14 protein-coding genes and 1 pseudogene are annotated in these 19,197 nt (G+C 73.3%); 9 read left to right on the forward strand and 6 right to left on the reverse strand.

What is annotated here, in order from left to right; all coding sequences use genetic code 11:
* The first annotated feature begins 1 nt into the window (after window position 1).
* Window positions 2-724: an AfsK-binding protein KbpA gene (kbpA, locus tag ACFPZJ_RS21635; protein ID WP_381024083.1), complete on the forward strand. Its 723-nt coding sequence runs from the start codon at window positions 2-4 to the stop codon at window positions 722-724.
* Between the two features lie 189 nt (window positions 725-913).
* The gene (gene afsK / locus ACFPZJ_RS21640; protein ID WP_381024086.1) at window positions 914-3,301 is read left to right on the forward strand and encodes a protein serine/threonine kinase AfsK; all 2,388 of its coding nucleotides are present in this window, start codon (window positions 914-916) and stop codon (window positions 3,299-3,301) included.
* Window positions 3,302-3,511: 210 nt separating this feature from the next.
* Here afsK and ACFPZJ_RS21645 read toward each other — a convergent pair.
* The 4 genes and pseudogenes from ACFPZJ_RS21645 to ACFPZJ_RS21660 form a co-directional block, all read right to left on the reverse strand.
* Window positions 3,512-3,757, reverse strand: a pseudogene (locus tag ACFPZJ_RS21645) (alpha/beta fold hydrolase); the annotation flags it as partial.
* A gap of 74 nt (window positions 3,758-3,831) precedes the next feature.
* Window positions 3,832-4,602, reverse strand: a complete 771-nt coding sequence (locus ACFPZJ_RS21650) for an enoyl-CoA hydratase/isomerase family protein (protein ID WP_381024088.1) — start codon at window positions 4,600-4,602, stop codon at window positions 3,832-3,834.
* Window positions 4,599-5,012, reverse strand: coding sequence for a Zn-ribbon domain-containing OB-fold protein (locus tag ACFPZJ_RS21655; protein ID WP_381024091.1), 414 nt, complete (start codon window positions 5,010-5,012; stop codon window positions 4,599-4,601). The genes ACFPZJ_RS21650 and ACFPZJ_RS21655 overlap by 4 nt, the downstream gene beginning before the upstream one ends.
* A 1-nt stretch (window position 5,013) precedes the next feature.
* Window positions 5,014-6,171, reverse strand: coding sequence for a lipid-transfer protein (locus ACFPZJ_RS21660; protein ID WP_381024092.1), 1,158 nt, complete (start codon window positions 6,169-6,171; stop codon window positions 5,014-5,016).
* A 102-nt stretch (window positions 6,172-6,273) separates the two neighbouring features.
* On the opposite strand from ACFPZJ_RS21660, the gene ACFPZJ_RS21665 reads away from it, so the two are divergent.
* Window positions 6,274-7,884, forward strand: a complete 1,611-nt coding sequence (locus ACFPZJ_RS21665; protein ID WP_381024095.1) for a FadD3 family acyl-CoA ligase — start codon at window positions 6,274-6,276, stop codon at window positions 7,882-7,884.
* Window positions 7,885-8,211: 327 nt separating this feature from the next.
* Here the strand turns inward: ACFPZJ_RS21665 and ACFPZJ_RS21670 are convergent, their stop codons facing one another.
* The gene (locus tag ACFPZJ_RS21670) at window positions 8,212-8,364 is read right to left on the reverse strand and encodes a hypothetical protein (protein ID WP_381024097.1); all 153 of its coding nucleotides are present in this window, start codon (window positions 8,362-8,364) and stop codon (window positions 8,212-8,214) included.
* 192 nt (window positions 8,365-8,556) lie between these two features.
* On the reverse strand, window positions 8,557-11,526 hold the full coding sequence (gene afsR / locus ACFPZJ_RS21675; RefSeq protein ID WP_381024100.1) for an SARP-family global regulator AfsR: 2,970 nt from the start codon (window positions 11,524-11,526) through the stop codon (window positions 8,557-8,559).
* A gap of 206 nt (window positions 11,527-11,732) precedes the next feature.
* On the opposite strand from afsR, the gene ACFPZJ_RS21680 reads away from it, so the two are divergent.
* The 6 genes from ACFPZJ_RS21680 to ACFPZJ_RS21705 all read left to right on the forward strand — a co-directional run bounded on the left by ACFPZJ_RS21680 (window position 11,733) and on the right by ACFPZJ_RS21705 (window position 19,192).
* On the forward strand, window positions 11,733-12,971 hold the full coding sequence (locus tag ACFPZJ_RS21680) for an amidohydrolase family protein (RefSeq protein ID WP_381024103.1): 1,239 nt from the start codon (window positions 11,733-11,735) through the stop codon (window positions 12,969-12,971).
* Window positions 12,972-12,973: 2 nt separating this feature from the next.
* Window positions 12,974-13,888 (forward strand): LLM class F420-dependent oxidoreductase, encoded by a 915-nt coding sequence (locus ACFPZJ_RS21685; RefSeq protein ID WP_381024651.1) that lies wholly within the window; start codon window positions 12,974-12,976, stop codon window positions 13,886-13,888.
* Window positions 13,889-13,897: 9 nt separating this feature from the next.
* Complete coding sequence (locus ACFPZJ_RS21690; RefSeq protein ID WP_381024106.1) at window positions 13,898-14,644, forward strand: SDR family NAD(P)-dependent oxidoreductase; 747 nt, start codon at window positions 13,898-13,900, stop codon at window positions 14,642-14,644.
* A gap of 123 nt (window positions 14,645-14,767) precedes the next feature.
* Window positions 14,768-15,886: an LLM class flavin-dependent oxidoreductase gene (locus ACFPZJ_RS21695; protein WP_381024108.1), complete on the forward strand. Its 1,119-nt coding sequence runs from the start codon at window positions 14,768-14,770 to the stop codon at window positions 15,884-15,886.
* Between the two features lie 22 nt (window positions 15,887-15,908).
* A complete protein-coding gene (locus tag ACFPZJ_RS21700) occupies window positions 15,909-17,732 on the forward strand; it encodes an N-acyl-D-amino-acid deacylase family protein (protein WP_381024110.1) in 1,824 nt (607 codons plus the stop codon).
* Window positions 17,729-19,192 carry an aldehyde dehydrogenase family protein gene (locus ACFPZJ_RS21705; protein ID WP_381024112.1) on the forward strand — a complete coding sequence of 488 codons (1,464 nt, stop codon included), beginning with the start codon at window positions 17,729-17,731 and terminating at the stop codon, window positions 19,190-19,192. Before ACFPZJ_RS21700 ends, ACFPZJ_RS21705 begins: the two co-directional genes overlap by 4 nt.
* Window positions 19,193-19,197 lie beyond the last annotated feature (5 nt).

Raw genomic sequence — 19,197 nt, forward strand, 5'->3', positions numbered from 1 at the left:
CATGGCCGAAAACAGGGCATCGGTGTACGCAGAGGGCGTCCCCTGCTGGGTGGACGTGCAGCTGCCCGACGTCGAGGCGGGCAAGCGGTTCTACGGTGCGCTCTTCGGGTGGACCTTCGAGGAGTGGTACGGCTCCTTCGCCCGGGCGCTGAAGGACGGGGAGCCCGTCGCCGCGCTCGTGCGCAAGCTGGACGGCCGGCTGCCCACCGTGTGGACGGTCTACTTCGCCACCCCGGACGCCGAGGCGCTGTGCGGGCGGATCCGGGCGTCCGGCGGACAGATCGTCTCGGTGCCCCTGCCGGTCGCCGAGCTCGGCGTCACCGCGCTGGTCACCGACGCGGAGGGCGCCGTCTTCGCCCTGTGGCAGCCGGGCAGCCACCCCGGCTTCGGCACCCGCCACGAGCCCGGCACCTTCGCCTGGGCCCAGCTGTACGCCCGCGACACCGGGGCGGCCAACGCCTTCTACGGCGACCTCTTCCACGACGCCCTGTTCGGGCCGGACGCCGAGCCCGACTTCGGCCGCGCGCCGGTCTCGGCCGTCTTTCCCGCCGAGATGCCGCCCCACTTCCTCGTCCACTTCGCGGTGGAGGACGTCCCGGCCACGCTGGAGGAGGTGACCCGGCTCGGCGGACGCGTCCAGGTGCCACCCTTTGAGACGTCCTACGGCACGGTCGCCGTCGTCACCGACAATCAAGGGGCGTCGTTCGCGCTGCTGCACCGCTGAGCTGCCGCTTCTCGGTCCCTTTTGATCCGTATATGGTGCTGGACACCCCAATTCTCACCGGGTTCGCAACCAGCGCCCCGGACAGGAAGAATCGGGGTGCGTGCCGCCACGGCGGTGCGGTGGTGAGACGCTGCACGGGGTCGCGTACAGAAGTGACCGGCGCGGCTCGTACGGGGAGGTGGCAGGCAAGTGGTGGATCAGCTGACGCAGCACGATCCGCGGCGGATCGGGCCGTTCGAGGTGCTGGGACGGCTGGGTGCCGGTGGCATGGGGCTGGTCTATCTCGCGCGCTCGGCGTCCGGCCGGCGCGTGGCGATCAAGACGGTCCGCACGGAGCTGGCCGAGGACCAGCTGTTCCGGGTCCGCTTCACCCGCGAGGTGGAGGCGGCCCGGGCGGTGTCCGGTTTCTACACGGCGGCCGTCGTGGACGCCGATCCGCGCGCCGCCGTGCCGTGGCTCGCCACCGCGTACGTCCCCGCGCCCTCCCTCGAGGAGATAGTGAACGAGTGCGGGCCGCTCCCGGCCCAGGCGGTGCGCTGGCTGGCGGCCGGTGTCGCCGAGGCCCTGCAGTCCATCCACGGGGCCGGGCTCGTCCACCGCGACCTGAAGCCGTCCAACGTCCTCGTCGTCGAGGACGGGCCCCGCGTGATCGACTTCGGTATCGCCTCGGGCGTGTCGAACACCCGTTTGACGATGACCAACGTCGCCGTCGGTACGCCCGCCTACATGTCGCCGGAGCAGGCCAAGGACTCGCGGAGCGTGACGGGTGCGAGCGACGTGTTCTCGCTGGGCTCCACGCTCGTCTTCGCCGCCACGGGGCATCCGCCCTTCCACGGCGCCAACCCGGTCGAGACGGTCTTCATGCTGCTGCGCGAGGGCCCGGACCTGGAGGGCCTGCCGGACGAGCTGCGCCCCCTGATCGAGTCCTGCATGCAGATGGAGGCCTCGGCCCGGCCCACCCCCGCCGACCTCCAGGCCCAGCTCGCCCCGCACCTGTTCGGCTCCGGCTCCGACGACAGCGGTACGGCGTCGGCCTGGCTGCCCGAGCGCGCGGTGAGCCTGATCGAGGCCCGGCGCAACGGCCGTCCGCCGAGCAAGCCGGGCCCGGGCACCGGCCGCAGCGGCGGCGCGGGGGCGGCCCGGCCCGCCGCGCCCCCCGTTCCGCCGCCGCCCCCCCACGACCCCGTCGTCCCGCCCCCGCCGTCCGCGCCCGCACCCGTGCCCGCGCCGGTCGGCGCCCCCGACACCGGTCCCGTACAGCTGGCCGGTGCCCGGGTGCCCATCGGGCCCGGCCCGCGCGTCGCCGAGGTGCGCGCCGCCGCCGTCAAGGCACCCCCGCCGGAGGCCGCGCTCGCCGCGTCCTGGTCCAAGCCGCGCCCCGGCGTCAACGGCGCCGACCCCGCCGTGCCGGCACCCGCGGCCCCGGCCGCGCCGCCGGAGCAGCCCGGCGGCTGGCGGCCCTGGCGCTTCCGCATGTCCAACGACGTCTGGGGCACCCCCTCCGTCGACGGCGACCTCGTCTACGTCACCTCCTTCGAGGTGCACGCCCTGGACGTGGCGACCGGCCGGCGCCGCTTCAAGACCCGGGACGTCGCCTGGTCGATGGCGGTCGCGGACGGCCGTGTCCACGCCTCCGACGGGCCGACGCTGTTCGCCCTGGACGCCCGTGAGGGCACGGACCTGTGGCGCCTGCAGACGGACGCCTGGGTGTACTCGCTCAAGGCCGACCGGGGCACGGTCGTCACCGGCACCCGCGGCGGCGGCGTCCAGGCCTGGGAGGCGTCCAACGGCCAGAAGCTGTGGGAGATCACCGGCTGCCAGACCGACTTCGAGTCCCCGGAGGCGGGCCCGGTCGTCCACGACGGCACGGTCTACGCCTGGCAGGACGCCCGGCTCAGGGCGCTGGACGCGCGCACCGGCGACGAGCGCTGGTCCTACCCGATCGGTGACGCGGCCTCCTGCGGCGGCGTACCGGTACGGCTCACGCAGGCCCCGGACGGCTGCGTGTACGTCTCCGCCGGCACCCGAGTCCTGGCGCTGGACGTGGCCGGCGGCCATGTGAAGTGGCACTTCGAGGCCCCGGCGGCCTTCCTCAGCCCGCCCGCCTTCGTGCCCGGCCCGGCGGTCACCGGCGGCGGCATCTACCTGGCCGACTACCTCGGCACGGTGTACGCCCTCGACGCGACCGACGGCCGCGACCGCTGGCGCATCGCGACGGAGTCCCGGACCTCGGTCGACCCGGTGCTGGTGGCCGCGGGCCACGTCCACGTCGGCAGCGGCAAGGGCCTGTACACCCTGGACGCGGTGACGGGGACGCCCAAGTGGCGCTTCCAGGCGGGCGGCGACATCGTCGGTGCCCCGGCCGTGGCGGAGGGCCGCATCCACTTCGGCTCGACGGACCACCTGCTGTACACCCTCAAGGCCGACGACGGCCGGCTGCGCTGGAAGCTCGCCACGGGCGGCGAGATCACCGGCTCCCCGGTCGTCAAGGACGGGGTCGTGTACGCGTGCAGCAAGGACCGCTGCGTGTACGCCCTGGACGCGGAGCTGGGCACGGGCACGGCGCGCTCCACCTAGCGCCCGCCGTCGGGTCACGCCGCGGAAGCGGGACCCGCTGCCGGGGACTTCCGCTGCTCGGGCACGGCCGCTCGGGGACGGCCGTCGTTCCGGCGTGCGGAAGGGGTCCAGACGGCGGCCGTCGCGTCGGGGAGCGGCCCGTTCGCCGCTCTCAGGGCAGACGGTACGCCGGGGACGCGGTGGTCGCCATGCGATGACCTGCCCGGTCCGTCAGGCCGCCAGGCCGGTGAGGAGGTCGAGCAGGGCGGCGGTCACCTCGGCGGGGCGTTCCTGCTGGGTCCAGTGGCCGCAGCCAGGCAGCACGACGGGCTTCCCGCGCAGGCTCGGCATCAGCTCGGGGAGCCGGGCGATCCGTTCGGGCGTGCCGCGGAAGGCGGGCACCAGGTCCCGGTCGCCTTACATGTACAGGGCCGGGGCCGTCACCACGGCGCCGGCCCAGGGGGCGGTCAGTTCCCACCCCGCCACCACGTCCGGCCGCAGCAGCGCGGTGTGCCAGGCCACCGGCGCTCCCCAGTCGTGCACGACGACGGCTAACGCGACCGGTACCTGCGCCGGCGTCCGGCGAACAGCTCCGCCTGCCGTTCGCGCGGCAGGTTCCCGAGCGCGATCAGGTGCGGTGCCTGGGCGAACCCGTGGGCGAGGGCCGCTTCCCGGGACGCCCACAGGGCCCGCACGGTCCCCTGCACGGCCCCGGCCGGATACCCGGCGATGACGGCGGCCCGGGCGGTCGCGGCGGCCAGCGCCTCCCCGGGCGGGGTGAGCTCGCTGACCAGGCCGATGTCGTACGCCCGTTGAGCGGAGAGCCGCTCGGCGGTGCCCATCAGCATCATCCGCGCCACCTCCCCGTACGGCATGCGCTGCGCCATGAGGACGGACTCGTACGCGCTGACCATGCCGTAGGTGGTGTGCGGGTCGAAGAAACGGGCGGTGGTGTCGGCGACGACGAACTCCGCCTCGCCGAGCAGGTAGAAGGCGCCTCCGCAGGCCATGCCCCGCACGGCGGCGACGACCGGTTTCCACAGGTCGTTCGCCTTCGGGCCGGCGGTGAGCAGCGGATCGTCCTGCATGTACGGCGATCCGGGCTGCGGTACGTCGGCGTCGCGGTCGAGGCCGGTGCAGAACGCCCGCTCGCCGGCACCGGTGAGGACGACGGCCCGCACCGAGTCGTCGAACCGCAATTCCCGCCAGGTGGCGGCCAGTTGCCGAGCGGTGGCGAGGTCGATGGCGTTGAGCCGCTCGGGCCGGTCGAGGGTGACGACGGCGACCCCGGTGTCCTGGTCGGCGCTGACCCGCACGGTCATGGCCGCTCCAGGACCCACTGGGGCAGTCCGTCGTGGAAGACGGCCCGGACCCGGGCGCCGATGCGGACGCGGTCCGCGGCGAGCGAGTTCAGGGGCTGCCCGGGCCCGGCGACCAGATTGCCGACCAGCCGTATCCGCGGCGCCTCGGCGAGTTCGACGACGACCACGGTGTACGGCGCCAGCTCCGCGTAGCCGGGCAGCAGGGGCGGGTGGGGCACGACGTAGGACCAGACGCGTCCGCGGCCCTCCGTCCTCTGCCACACGCTCGCGAAGGACCGGCAGTGGGGGCAGCAGGGCCGGGGCGGGAAGCGCGGCTCCCCGCACTCGGCGCACGCCTGGACGCGCAGCTCGCCCCGGGCGGCGTACTGCCAGAAGGGCGCGCCGTCGGTGTCGATGACGGGTTCGAGCATCTCAGCTCCTGAGGAGGAGGGCGGAGGTCGGGACGCCTTCGCCCGCCGTGACCAGGCAGGCCGAGGCGCCGGGCACCTGCGCGGTGCTGGTGCCGCGCAGCTGCTTCACGGCCTCGGTGATGAGGTTGAAGCCGTGCACATAGGCCTCGGAGAGCCCGCCGCCGGCGGTGTTGAGGGGCAGCCGTCCCCCGGTCTCCAAAGCGCCCCCTTCCGTGAAGGCGCCGCCCTCGCCCCGGCCGCAGAAGCCGTACCCCTCCAGGGACAGCAGCACGAGCGGGGTGAACGCGTCGTAGATCTGGGCGACGTCCACGTCCTCGGGCGTGAGGTCCGCGTGCTTCCACAGATGCCGGGCGGCGGTCCAGGCCGGGCCGGTGAGCGGGTCGTCGTTCCAGTAGCTGACCATGCCGTGGTGCTGGGCGGGCAGGCCCTGGGCGGCGGCGTGGACGAGGACGGGTTTGCGGCGGCAGTCCCGGGCGCGCTCACGGCTGACCACCACACAGGCCAGCGCCCCGTCCGTCTCCAGGCAGTTGTCGAAGAGGCACAGGGGCTCGCTGATCCACCGGGAGGTCATGTACATCTCGCGGGTCAGGGGCCGGTCGTACATGATCGCGGCCGGGTTCTGGTTGGCCCGGTTGCGGCAGGCGAGGGCGACGTTGAACAGGTGGTCCCGGGTGGCGCCGTACTCGTGCAGATAGCGGCGGGCGAGCATGGCGATCTCGTCGACGGGCCGGAGCAGGCCGAAGGGCCGGGTCCACTGGGCGGGCGTGGGCAGTTGGCGGGTGGTGTTCGTCCACGGCCGGGGTCCGGAGCCGCGCTTGCGGGACCGCCAGGCGACACCGACGGTCGCCTGCCCGGTGGCGACGGCGGCGGCGAGCAGGGCGACGGTGCCGCAGGAACCGCCGCCGCCGTAGGGCACTTGTCCGAAGAAGGTGAGATCGCCGAACCCCACGGTCTTCGCCAGCTCCACCTCGTCGGTCTCCTCCATCGTGTAGGAGGCGAGGGCGTCGACCTCGCCGGGCGTGATCCCGGCGTCGTCCAGCGCGGCGAGCACGGCACGGCAGGCGAGGGTGCGCTCGTCCTCGGGGAGGTGCTTGGCGAAGGCGGTCTGCCCGATCCCGACGATGGCGGTGGCGTCCTTGAGCCCTCCCGGTCCTGCCATGCGCGCACCTCCGTGGCCGTGGGCGGTATTGCTGACAGTCCGTCAGATTACCGCTAATCTGACGGACTGTCAGCTCCCGTACCGTTTCCGAGGAGGCCGGCCGTGGAGTGGGACAGCGTTCCGGACCTGGTGCGGTCGGCGGCCGAGCGGTACGCGCGGACCCAGGCGGTCGTCGAGGGCCGTACCCGCGTCACGTACGGCGAACTGGGCGCCCGGGTCGAACGGGCGGCGGCAGCCTGCGTCGCGCAGGGGCTACGGCCCGGGGACCGGGTGGGGATCTGGGCCCCGAACTCCCTCGACTGGATCGTCGCCGCGCTCGGGGCGGTCTCGGCGGGCGGCGTCCTGGTCCCGGTGAACACCCGCTTCAAGGGCGCGGAGGCGGCGGACGTCCTGCGCCGCAGCGGCGCCCGGCTGCTGTTCGTGACGGGCACGTTCCTGGGCACGTCGTACGTGGCGTCGCTGCGCAGGGCGGCGGGGGAGGGGACCTGTGAGGGACCGCTGCCGGGACTGCCCGCTCTGGATCGGGCGGTCGTCCTGTCGGAGGACGCCCCCGCCGGCTTCCTCACCTGGAAGGACTTCCTGGCGAGCGGGGAGGGGGTGGGGGAGGCGGAGGTACGGGCCCGGGCCGGCACGGTGGACGGGACGTCCCCGTCCGACATCGTCTTCACCTCGGGCACCACGGGCCGCCCCAAGGGCGCCGTGATCACGCACGCGCAGACGCTGCGGGCGTACGAGATCTGGAGCGAGCTCGCCGGCCTCCGGCAGGGCGACCGCTACCTGATCGTGAACCCCTTCTTCCACACCTTCGGCTACAAGGCGGGCGTGCTGGCCTGCCTGATGCGGGGCGCGACGATGATCCCCCAGCCGGTGTTCAACGTGGCCACGGTCCTGGCGAACATCGCGGCGGAACGCGTCTCGGTCCTCCCCGGCCCGCCCACCCTCCTCCAGTCGCTGCTGGACCACCCGGGCCGGGACGGGTACGACCTGTCGGCACTGAGGCTGGTGGTGACCGGCGCGGCGGTGGTCCCCCTGCCGCTGGTGGAGCGCCTGCGCGGCGAACTGGGTGTGACAACGGTCCTGACGGCGTACGGGCTCTCGGAGGCGAGCGGCATCGTCACGATGTGCCGCCGGGGCGACGACCCGGGCGTGATCGCGTCGACGTCCGGCCGGCCGATCCCCGGCACGGAGGTGAAGGTGGTGGACGCCGGCGGACGGGCGGTGGACCCTGGGGTGCCCGGCGAGGTGCTGGTCCGCGGCTTCAACGTCATGCGCGGCTACCACGAGGACGAGGCGGCCACGGCGGAGGTCCTGACGCAGGACGGCTGGCTGCGCACGGGCGACGTGGGCGTGCTGGACGCGGAGGGCCGTCTCCGCATCACCGACCGCGTCAAGGACATGTTCGTCGTCGGCGGCTTCAACGCCTACCCGGCCGAGATAGAGCAGACCCTGCTCCTGCACCCGCAGGTGGCCGAGGTCGCGGTCGTCGGCATCCCGGACCGGCGCCTCGGGGAGGTCGGGAAGGCGTACGTGGTACGGCACCCTGGCACGGTGCTGACCGCTGACGACCTGATCGCATGGGCGCGCCGTGAGATGGCGAACTACAAGGTCCCGAGGACGGTGGAGTTCGTGGCGGAACTGCCGCGGAACGCCGGCGGGAAGGTGGTGAAGGGGGAGCTGCGCGGCCGGTGGGGACGGCGGCGGGCGGAGCGCTGACGCAGGCAGAGCCGGCGCAGGCGGAGGCCGAGCCGCGCGACCACGAGCGCCACTTCGCCGAGCGCGACGCGGGCTCGGACACCGGCGCCGGTCCTCACCTGCCGTTGGCGGGCTGACGCGCGTCGACACCTTCGTGCCGGACTGCGAGGCGCTCTCCCGGGCGGTCTGGCGCGAGCGAACACGGCCGACCAGGACGACATGACCACACCGTGCGGGGAGAGGGTCGGGGTCGTCGCACTGTGAGGCGCGACAGCCTCCGCACGCGCCTCGGCCGCGACGGCTCCCCCTCCGCGCCGCCGCGGCCGATCCCCCGTGGACCGAGGTGGGTTACGCCTGCTCCCCGGTCGCGTGGTCGTCCTGAGGGGTCAGCTCGCCGCCGCCCGTGGCGTGGTCGTCGAGCGGCTTGGTCTCGGTGCCGCCGGTGGCGTGATCGTCCTGGGGCTTGACCACGACAGGCTCGGTCGTCTTCTCATCGCTCATGGCATTCAACTCCGTAGGGTGCGAGGTTCTCGGCTGTCCGCCCGGCGGCTCCCCCGAGCGCTGCCGGGCGGACGCCACAGGCCCGCTCACCTTGGTGACGCGGCCGTGCGAGTCGATCCGTCTGCCCCCCGACGCGACGCATCGACTGACGAAGAGACTGCCGTGAGGCGATAAACGAACGATGAACGCCGACTACGAGGGGCAGCCGGCGGTCGCCGGCGACAGCAGGGCCCGGACTTCGGCGGCCTCCGGCCTGTCCAGCTTCTCGTAGATGGCCAGTGCCTCGGTCAGACAGGCCTGGGCCCGGCCGGACTGACCGATCGCGACCAGTGCGCGGCCGAGAACGGTCAGCACGTTCCCGCGCCGCCATTCGCCGCCGATGCCGCGGAGCAGGGCGAGTGCCTTCTCCGCCTGTGCGGCGGCCCGCGCCGGTTGCCGTGCCGCCAACGAGACCTCGGCCATGCGGAACAGCGTCATCCCCTCCCAGAGCCGCTGACGGCTCTGCTGGAAGACGGGGAGGGCGGAGCTGAGTTCGCGCATGGCGTCGTCGTGCCGCCCGACCGCGGAGAGCGCCAGGCCCAGCGCGTACTTGCCGTTGGCCAGGCGCCAGGTGATGCCGACCTCGCGGTAGATGGACAGGGCCTGCTCCGCCAGAGCCACGGCGCCTTCCGGTTTCCCGGTGCTGAGATGGACCCGTGACAGGTTGCTCAGCGCACTCGCTTCACCTGGGCGGTTGTCGTCGGTGCGGAACGCTGTCAGGGCCTGCCCCAGGTACGCTTCCGCGTCCTCGTACCGGTGCTGGTAGATCGCGACGATCCCGCGCACGTTGGGCGCGTAGCCACCCGACACGGGGTCGTCGGCGGCCGTGCTGAGGCGCATTCCCAGCGCCGCGTGCTCGTCGGCCTGCTGGAACTTGCCGGACAGGCTGTGCGAGTGCGCCAGGATCGTTTGGGCGCGAGCCTGCACGAGGGCGTCACCCGCCCGTTCCGCGGCCGTGAGGACCGCCATGCCGACTTGCTCGTACTGCCGGGAGTCGACCCCCGACTCCGCGAGGTCCTTGGCGGAGAACAGGAGGTCCACCGCGCGACGCAGGGAGGCGCCCGCGGCGTGCTGGCGGACGCAGGCCAGCAGGCAGGCGGCTTCCGTGTAGAGCCAGTCACCGGCCATCTTGCGGTCGGTGAAGGTCAGCCCCGGCTGCGTGGTGGGGGCGAGGTGCGCCAGCAGCTGGTCGCCGGGCCGTTCGAGGACGTACACCCCCGCCGCGGTGGCCAGATAGAAGTCCAGCAGCCGCGACAACGCCCCCTCCCGCTCGCTCGGCGGCTGTTCGTCCCGTTCCGCGCACGCACGCGCGTAGAGCCGGACCAGGTCGTGGAAGCGGTAGCGGCCCGGGGCCGCCGACTCCAGCAGGGACGTGTCCACCAGGGACTCCAGCAGGTCCTCGGTGTCGTCGACCGGGAGGTCCAGGACCGCGGCCGCCGCGGCCAGGGAGATGTCCGGACCGTCGGCCAGCCCCAGCAGGCGGAACGCCCGGGCCTGGGCCGGTTCCAGCTGGCCGTATCCCAGCTCGAAGGTCGCCTTCACCGCCAGGTCGCCGGCCTGGAGCTCGTCCAGCCGACGGCGTTCGTCGGCGAGTTTGGCCGCCAGGACCGACACCGTCCACGTACGGCGTGCCGCCAGGCGGGAGGCCGCGATCCGGATGGCCAGGGGCAGGAAGCCGCAGGCCGCCACCACGTCCAGGGCCGCCTCACGTTCGGACGCCACCCGCTCCTCGCCCACGATCTTCGTGAACAGCGCCAGCGCCTCGTCCGGCGCCATCACGTCCAGGTCGACCAGGTGCGCGCCCGCCAGGTCCACCATGCGGACCCGGGAGGTGACCAGGGCTGCGCAGCCCTCCGTGCCGGGAAGCAACGGCCGGACCTGGGCCGCGTCCTTGGCGTTGTCCAGCAGGACCAGGACCCGGCGGCCGTCCAGCACCGAGCGGTACAGGGCGGCCCGCTCCTCCAGGGAGTCCGGGATCGCCGAGTCCGCCGTGCCCAGGGCCCGCAGGAACGAACCCAGCACCGTCTCCGGTTCCGCGGCCCGGGGGCCCGCGCCCTGGAGGTCCACGTACAACTGCCCGTCCGGGAAGGCGGCCCGGGCCTGGTGGGAGACGTGCACCGCCAGGGTCGTCTTGCCGACGCCGCCGATGCCGGCCAGCGCGGAGACCGCCATCACCCGGCCCTCGGCGCCGGAGGCCGACGCCAGGGTCTCGCTCAGCTCGCGCACGAAGGCGCCGCGGCCCGTGAAGTCGGGCACCGTGGCGGGCAGTTGCGCCGGGCGGACCGGCACCACCGCCGGCTCCGGCGCCGGCGACGACGGCTCCGCCAGGCCCGGGTCCGCCTGGAGGATGCGCTGCTGGAGCTCCCGCAGGCCCGGGCGCGGGTCCACGCCCAGCTCCTCGGCCAGCAGCCGCCGGGTGTCCGCGTACACCGCCAGTGCCTCCGCCTGGCGGCCGCTGCGGTACAGCGCCAGCATCAGCAGTTCCCGCAGCCGCTCCCGCAGGGGGTGCGCCGCCGTGAGCGCCGTCAGTTCCGAGACGGCCTCGGCGTGGCAGCCCTGCTCCAGGTCCATGTCCAGGCGCCACTCCAGCAGTTGCAGGCGCCATTCCTCCAGGCGGACCCGTTGCGCCTCGGCGTACGGGCCCGGTACGCCCGCCAGCGCCTCGCCGTCCCACAGGGCGAGGGCCCGCCGGAGCACGTCACGGGCGTGGCAGAGGTCCCCGGCGGAGCGGGCCTTCTCCGCCTCCGTCGCCAGGTCCTGGGCGACCGCGAGGTCCAGGGTGCCCTCGCCGAGGCCGCGCAGCGCGTAGCCGCCCGACTCGCTGACCAGGACACCGGCGTCCAGGACCTTGCGCAGGCGGGAGGCGTAGGTGCGGACCGCCGCCAGGGCCTGCGAGGGCGGCTCCTCGCCCCACAGGGCGTCGATCAGCTCCGCCGCCGTGGCGGTACGGCCCTCGCGCAGCAGCAGGGCCGCCAGCAGGGCGCGCTGCTGGGGGGAGCCGGTCTGGAGCGGCTCGTCGTCGCGCCAGGCGCGCACCGGTCCGAGCACGCTGAAGCGCAGCGTCGGCGGCTCCGCCGAGGAGCCGGGACGCCGCTGCTCCGGTACGCGCGGCACACCGTCCATGCAGTCCCCCTTGGCCTCCTGAACAACCACGCCAGTTTGCCTTGTTCACGGCATGTGCGTCAGCCGTGGGAGACACCGATCACAGGCGGGCACACCTGAGGTCACAAGGTCCACACGCGCTCCGCACACTTCCGCACACGCGTCACCGTCGTTCGGCCCCCGCCGTATAGCTGACGGACCGTCAGATCAGCGCTACCGTGAGCGCCATGGACACCCGCGACAGCACGTTTCCGCTGATCATCTCGGTGGACGACCACACCGTGGAACCCGCGAACGTCTGGCAGGACCGGCTGCCCAGGAAGTACCTGGACACCGCGCCCAGGATCGTCCGCGCGCCGCTGAAGGAGATGACCTTCCTCGGCGGGCGCTTCAAGCCGGTCATGGGCCGGCCCGGGGAGGACGGTCCGGTCGGCGACTGGTGGGTCTACGAGGATCTGCACCGGCCCCTCACCCGGCTCGACACCGCCGTGGGTCACGACCGGGACGAGATCCGCCTGGAGGTCATCACCTACGAGCAGATGCGGCCCGGGTCGTACGACGTGCCCGCTCGCCTCGCCGACATGGACGTCAACCATGTCCAGTCCGCCCTCTGCTTCCCCACCTTCCCCCGCTTCTGCGGGCAGACCTTCACCGAGGCGGAGGACCGGGAACTCGGGCTGCTGTGCGTCCGGGCCTACAACGACTGGATGGTGGAGGAGTGGTGCGGGCCCGACGCCCACGGGCGGCTGATCCCCCTCACCCTCATACCCCTGTGGGACGCCGGACTGGCCGCCCGGGAGGTCCGGCGCAACGCCGCCCGCGGCGTCCGGGCCGTCGCCTTCTCCGAGATACCCCCGCACCTCGGACTGCCGTCCGTGCACACCGACGACTGGGACCCCTTCCTCGCCGCCTGCGACGAGACCGGCACCGTCGTCGCCATGCACATCGGCTCCAGCAGCCGGATGCCGTCCACCTCCGCCGACGCACCGCCCGCCGTGGGCTCCACCATCACCTTCGCCAACTGCTGCTTCTCGATGGTCGACTGGCTGATGAGCGGCAAGTTCGAGCGCTTCCCGAACCTCAGGGTCATGTACGCCGAGGGGCAGATCGGCTGGATCCCCTACATCCTGGAGCGCGCCGACGTGGTGTGGGAGGAGAACCGGGGCTGGGGCGGCGTCGCCGACAAGGTGCACCGGCCGCCGTCCGAGCTGTTCGCCGAGCACGTCTACGGCTGCTTCTTCGACGACGCCTTCGGGCTGCGCAACCTCGACTCCATCGGAGTCGGAAACGTCCTGTACGAGACCGACTACCCCCACTCCGACTCCACCTGGCCCAAGTCCCGCGAGGTCGGCGAGGCGCAGATGGGGCACCTGGAGGCGGACGTCGTCGAGCGGATCGTACGGAGGAACGCGATCGAGCTCCTCGGGCTCACGGACGACGGACTGTGGCCGGGCGGTGCCCCTTGACCCTGCCCTGCGGCATCCAGCTTCCCGTCCAGTCCCAGAGCACCCTCTACACCGAGCCCTGGGAGACCACGGCGGGCCCCGAGGACCTGCTGGCGGTCGCCCGGGCCGCCGACCGTGCCGGTTTCGCCTACATCGCGAGCTGCGACCACGTCGGGATCCCGCGCCGTCTGGCGGCGGCGATGAGCACGGTCTGGTACGACCCCGTCGCCACGCTCTCCTTCCTCGCCGCCGCCACCACGCGCGTCCGGCTGCTCAGCCATGTCGCCGTCGTCGGGCTGCGGCATCCGCTGCTCACCGCGAAGCAGTACGCCACGCTCGATCACCTCAGCGGCGGGCGGGTGATCCTCGGGGTCGGGGCCGGGCACGTGAAGGAGGAGTTCCAGGCGCTGGGGGCGGACTTCCGCCACAGGGGCGCCGTGCTCGACGAGACCATCGACGCCCTGCGCGCCGCCCTCGGGCCGGAGGAGTTCCCCGAGCACCACGGCACGTTCCACGACTTCGAGGGGCTCGGGCAGCGTCCCCGTCCGGCCCAGCGGCACGTTCCGGTCTGGGTCGGCGGCTCCTCGCCCGCCGCCGTCCGCCGGGCCGCTCTCAAGGGCGACGGCTGGCTGCCCCAGGGAGACCCCCGGGACCGGCTGCCCGCGCAGCTCGACCGCATCCGCTGCCTGCGCGAAGAGGCGCGTCTGCGCGGCCCCTTCACCGTCGGTGCGATCACCGAGCCGCTGTACGTGGGTGAGCCGTCGTGGGAGGTCGGGCGGCGCACGCTCACCGGCTGCCCGGACGGCCTCGCCGAGTCGCTGCGTGCGTACCGCGCGATGGGAGTGCACCAGATCCAGGTGCGGTTCCGCAGTCGGAGCCGTGCCGAACTCACCGACCAGATCGCGGCGTTCGGCGCCGACATCGCACCCCACCTGTGAGGAGAGCGCATGGGAAGGCTCGACGGACGGGTCGTCATCGTCACCGGCGCCGCACGCGGCCAGGGCGAGCAGGAGGCCCGGCTGTTCGCCGCCGAGGGCGCCGAGGTGGTCGTCGCCGACGTCCTCGACGACCAGGGAGAGGCCCTCGCGAAGGAGATCGGTGCCCGGTACGTCCACCTCGACGTCGGCCGGGAGGACGACTGGCGGGGCGCGGTGGCGGCCGTGAAGGACGCCTGCGGCCGGGTGGACGGGCTGGTGAACAACGCGGGCATCCTGCGCTTCCACGCCCTGCTCGACACCCCGCTCGACGAGTTCATGGAGGTCGTACGGGTCAACCAGGTCGGCTGCTTCCTCGGGATCAAGACCGTCGCCCCGGAGATGACCGACGGCGGCACGATCGTCAACACCGCCTCCTACACCGGGCTGGCCGGCATGGCCGCGGTGGGCGCGTACGCCGCCACCAAGCACGCCGTCGTCGGCCTGACCAGGGTCGCCGCGCTGGAGCTGGCGGGCCGGGGGATCCGCGTCAACGCCGTGTGCCCGGGCGCCGTCGACACGGCGATGAGCAGGCCCGACGGGGCCGGCCCGGAGGCGACCGGCGCGTTCTACCGCAGGCTGGTGCCGCTGGGGCGGATCGGGCGTCCGGAGGAGGTGGCGCGGCTCGCGCTGTTCCTGTCGTGCGACGACTCGTCCTACATCACCGGGCAGCCGTTCGTGATCGACGGGGGATGGCTGGCGGGTGTGAGCATCTCCTGATCGGCAGCTACCTGACGGGCCGTCAGCTATTGACGGTCCAGGGGGTCGGTGCAACAGTGCGACCCATCGATCTGACGTAGCGTCAGAAACAGCGGGACGAGACCCTGTGGACGGTGAACCTCCGTGGAATTCGGGCTCTTTGTACAGGGATACGTGGGCAAGCGCGCCGAGACCGACCCGCTCGCCGAGCACAAGGCGCTGATGGAGGAGGCCGCGTACGTCATCGAGGCGGACCGGTGCGGCTTCAAGTACGCCTGGGCCTCCGAGCACCACTTCCTGGAGGAGTACTCCCACCTCTCCGCCAACGACGTCTTCCTCGGCTACCTCGCCCACGCGACGCGGCGCATCCACCTCGGCTCCGGGATCTTCAACCCGCTCGCCCCGGTCAACCACCCCGTGAAGGTCGCCGAGAAGGCTGCGATGCTCGACCACCTCACCGAGGGCCGCTTCGAGTTCGGGACCGGACGCGGGGCGGGCTCGCACGAGATCCTCGGCTTCCTCCCGGGCGTCACCGACATGAACGCCACCAAGGAGATCTGGGAGGAGACCATCGCGGAGTTCCCGAAGATGTGGCTCCAGGACGAGTACGCCGGCTTCCGGGGCAGGCACTGGTCGCTGCCGCCGAGGAAGGTGCTGCCGAAGCCGTACGGCGGCTCCCACCCGGCGATGTGGTACGCGGCGGGCTCCCCGCCCTCGTACGCCATGGCCGCCCGCAAGGGCCTGGGCGTGCTGGGCTTCAGCGTGCAGAAGGTCTCCGACATGGAGTGGGTGCTGGAGCGGTACAAGACGGCGATCGTCGACGCCGAGCCCGTCGGGGACTTCGTCAACGACAACGTGATGGTGACGTCCACGGCCGTGTGCGCGCCCACGCACGAGGAGGCGGTGCGGATCGCGGCGGGCGGCGGGCTGCACTACCTCCAGTCGCTGCTGTTCCGGTACCACGACACGTTTCCCCGGCCCAAGGGCTTTCCCGTGTGGCCCGAGACGCTGCCCGCGTTCACGGAGGAGGTCATCGAGCATCTGATCGCCGAGGAGCTGCTGATCTGCGGGGATCCGCAGGAGGTGCTCACGCAGTGCAAGCGCTGGGAGCAGGCCGGGGCCGATCAGCTGGTGTTCGGGGTGCCGATCGGCATCCCGCCCGAGGACACGGTGCAGACGATCCGGCTGATCGGGGAGCACGTGATTCCGAAGATCGATACGGACCCCGTGCACCGGACTGCGCGGTTCCGGGCTGCCGCGTGAGCGTCGCCGGCGGCTGCGGGCGGTGGGTGGCCGCTCGCGCCCACGCGGCGGCGCCGCACACCGACGCGGCCCGCGCCGGGCGTGTCCGCACTCGGAGTCGAGGAGGAGCTCCATGCTCGATCACGTCATCAGGGGCGCGACCGTCGTGGACGGGACGGGGGCGCCCGCCTGCACCGCCGACGTCGGTGTCCGGGACGGCCGCATCGCCGCCGTCGGTCCTCAGGTCACCGAGGAGGCCCGCACCACCGAGGACGCCACCGGACTCGTCCTCGCCCCCGGCTTCGTCGACCCGCACACGCACTACGACGCCCAGCTGTTCTGGGACCCGTACGCCACACCCTCCCTCAACCACGGGGTGACCACGGTCGCGGCCGGGAACTGCGGGTTCACCCTGGCCCCGCTGCACCCCGACCGGCCCGAGGACGCCGACTACACCCGCCGCATGATGTCCAAGGTCGAGGGGATGTCCCTGGTCGCCCTGGAGCGCGGGGCGCCGTGGAGCTGGCACACCTTCGGCGAGTATCTCGACGCCCTGGAGGGGCGGGTCGCCGTGAACGCCGGGTTCATGGTCGGGCACTGCGCGCTGCGGCGGCACGTGATGGGGGCGGAGGCGGTCGGAGGACAGCCGTCGGACGGACAACTCGCCGCCATGGTGCGGCTGTCGCACGAGGCCATGGAGGCCGGTGCCTGGGGGCTGTCCACCACCCAGTCGAGCAGTCACACCGACGGGGACGGGCAGCCCGTGGCCTCCCGGCACGCGCGCCCGCAGGAGTTGCTGGCGCTCGCGCGCGCGGTCGGCGAGCACGAGGGCACGCAGATCGAGGCGATCGTCGCGGGCTGCCTGGACCAGTTCAGCGATGCCGAGATCGATCTGCTGGTGGAGATGAGCGCGGCGGCGGGACGGCCCCTGAACTGGAACGTCCTCACCATCGACGCGGCCGTCCCGGAGCGGGTGCCGCGACAGCTGGAGGCGAGCGAGCGGGCGAGGAAGGCGGGCGGCCGCATCGTGGCGCTGACCATGCCGATCCTCACTCCGATGAACATGTCCCTGGGCACGTTCTGCGCGCTGAACCTCATCCCGGGCTGGGGCGAGATCCTCGGCCTGCCCGTCCCGGAACGGATCGGCAGGCTCCGCGACCCGGCGGTCCGGGCCGAGCTGCTGCGGCGCGCCGGTTCGAAGGAGGCGGGCGTCTTCCGGCGGCTGACGAACTTCGGGCGGTACGTCATCGGCGACACCTACAGCGAGGCCAACCGGGGCCTGACCGGGCGGGTCGTGCAGGACGTCGCCGAGGAGCGCGGCCAGGACCCCTTCACGTGCCTGGTGGAGATCTGCGCCCACGACGAGCTGCGGACGGTGCTGTGGCCCATGCCGACGGACAACGACCCGGCGTCGTGGGCGTTGCGGGCCGAGACCTGGCGGCACGAGGACGTGCTGCTCGGCGGCTCGGACGCCGGAGCGCACCTGGACCGCATGTGCGGAGCCCCGTACACCACCCGGTTCCTCGGGGACTGCCTGCGCGGACGGCGGCTGGTCGGGTTGGAGCAGGCCGTGAGGATGCTGACGGACGACCCGGCGCGGCTGTTCGGGCTGCGGGGGCGGGGCCGCATCCGGGAGGGCTGGCACGCCGACCTGGTCCTGTTCGACCCGGAGCGGATCGGCGCGGGCCAGGCCACCCTGGTGCACGACCTGCCGGGCGGCAGCCCGCGGCTGGACGCGAAGGCCCTCGGCGTGCGGGCCGTGTGGGTCAACGGGGTCGAGGCGATCCGGGACGACGTGGTGACGGGCGCGGTGCCGGGCAAGGTGCTGCGCTCCGGGCGGGACACGCGGACGGTGAGCACCCGGTGAGTCCGTCGGGGCCGGCCCGGCAGCCGCTGTTCGTGGGCGGCGCGTGGGTGGAGCCGGACGGCGGCCACTACGAGGTGGTCGACCCGGCGACCGAACTGACCGTCGGGTGGGCGCCGGAGGCCTCGCGGGATCAGGTGCTCGCGGCCTGTGCCGCGGCCCGCGAGGCCTTCGGGCCGTGGTCGCGCACCGCGCCGCAGGAGCGGACGGCGGTCCTGGCCCGGGCGGCGGACCTGATCGCGCGGGACCTCACGGCGCACGCCGAGGTGGCCCGGGCGGAGACCGGGGCGACCACACCGACGGCCAGGCGCATGCAGGTGGGCGTCGCCGCCGCCCGTTTCCGGCGCTACGCGCGCGTGGAGAGCGCCGAGTGGCCGGTCCCGCCGCAGATCACCGAAGCCGGCCCGATGGGCAGGGCGGGGGTCACGGGTGCGCTGGCGGTACGGCAGCCCGTGGGCGTCGTCACCTGCGTCACCTCCTACAACAACCCCTGGGCCAACCCGGCGGGGAAGATCGCCCCGGCCCTGGCGATGGGCAACACGGTGGTGGTGAAACCGGCCCCGCAGGACCCGCTGTCGGTCTACCGGATGGCTCGCGCGCTGGAGGCGGCGGGCGTGCCGCCCGGCGTGGTGAACGTGGTCAGCGGCGCGCGTACCGAGGTCGGCGAGGCGGCCGTCGCCTCGGACGACGTCGACATGGTGAGCTTCACCGGCTCCACGGCGGTCGGGCAGCGCATCGCCGAGGTGTGCGGACGCGGCATGAAGCGCCAGCTGATGGAGCTGGGCGGCAAGGGCGCGGCGCTCGTGTTCGACGACGCGGACCTCGCCTCGGCGGTGGCCGGGATCGGGACGACGTTCTCCTTCTACAGCGGGCAGATCTGCACGGCCCCGACGCGGGTGCTGGCCCAGCGGGGCGTGTACGAGCGTCTGGTGGAGCGACTGGCCGGCTACGCACGCCGGTTGAAGGTCGGTGATCCGCGGCAGCCGGACACGGCGGTCGGTCCGGTGATCTCGGCGCGGCACCGGGAGCGGGTGGAGTCGTACGTGGAGACGGGCCGCACGGAGGGGGCGGTGGTCGTCACGGGCGGCGCACGCCCGCCGCACGACCGCGGTTTCTACGTCGCCCCGACGCTCCTCGCCGACTGCTCCAACGACATGCGCGTGGCCCGCGAGGAGATCTTCGGCCCGGTGGTCGTCGTGATCCCCTTCGACGAGGAGGACGAAGGCGTCCGGCTGGCCAACGACAGCGACTACGGCCTGATCGACTACGTCTGGTCCGGCGACGTCGCCCGCGCCTTCCGGGTGGCGCGGCGGCTGCGGGCGGGCGGGGTGGGCGTGAACACCGTGGCCCGCAACATGGAGGCCCCCTTCGGCGGCTTCAAGAAGAGCGGCGTCGGCCGGGACGTCGGCTCCTACGCGCTGCACGCCTACAGCGAGGTGCAGTCGATCGTGTGGCAGGGCTGAGCGCG

The sequence above is a fragment of the Streptomyces bullii genome (genome assembly GCF_042657145.1).
Taxonomy (GTDB): domain Bacteria; phylum Actinomycetota; class Actinomycetes; order Streptomycetales; family Streptomycetaceae; genus Streptomyces; species Streptomyces bullii.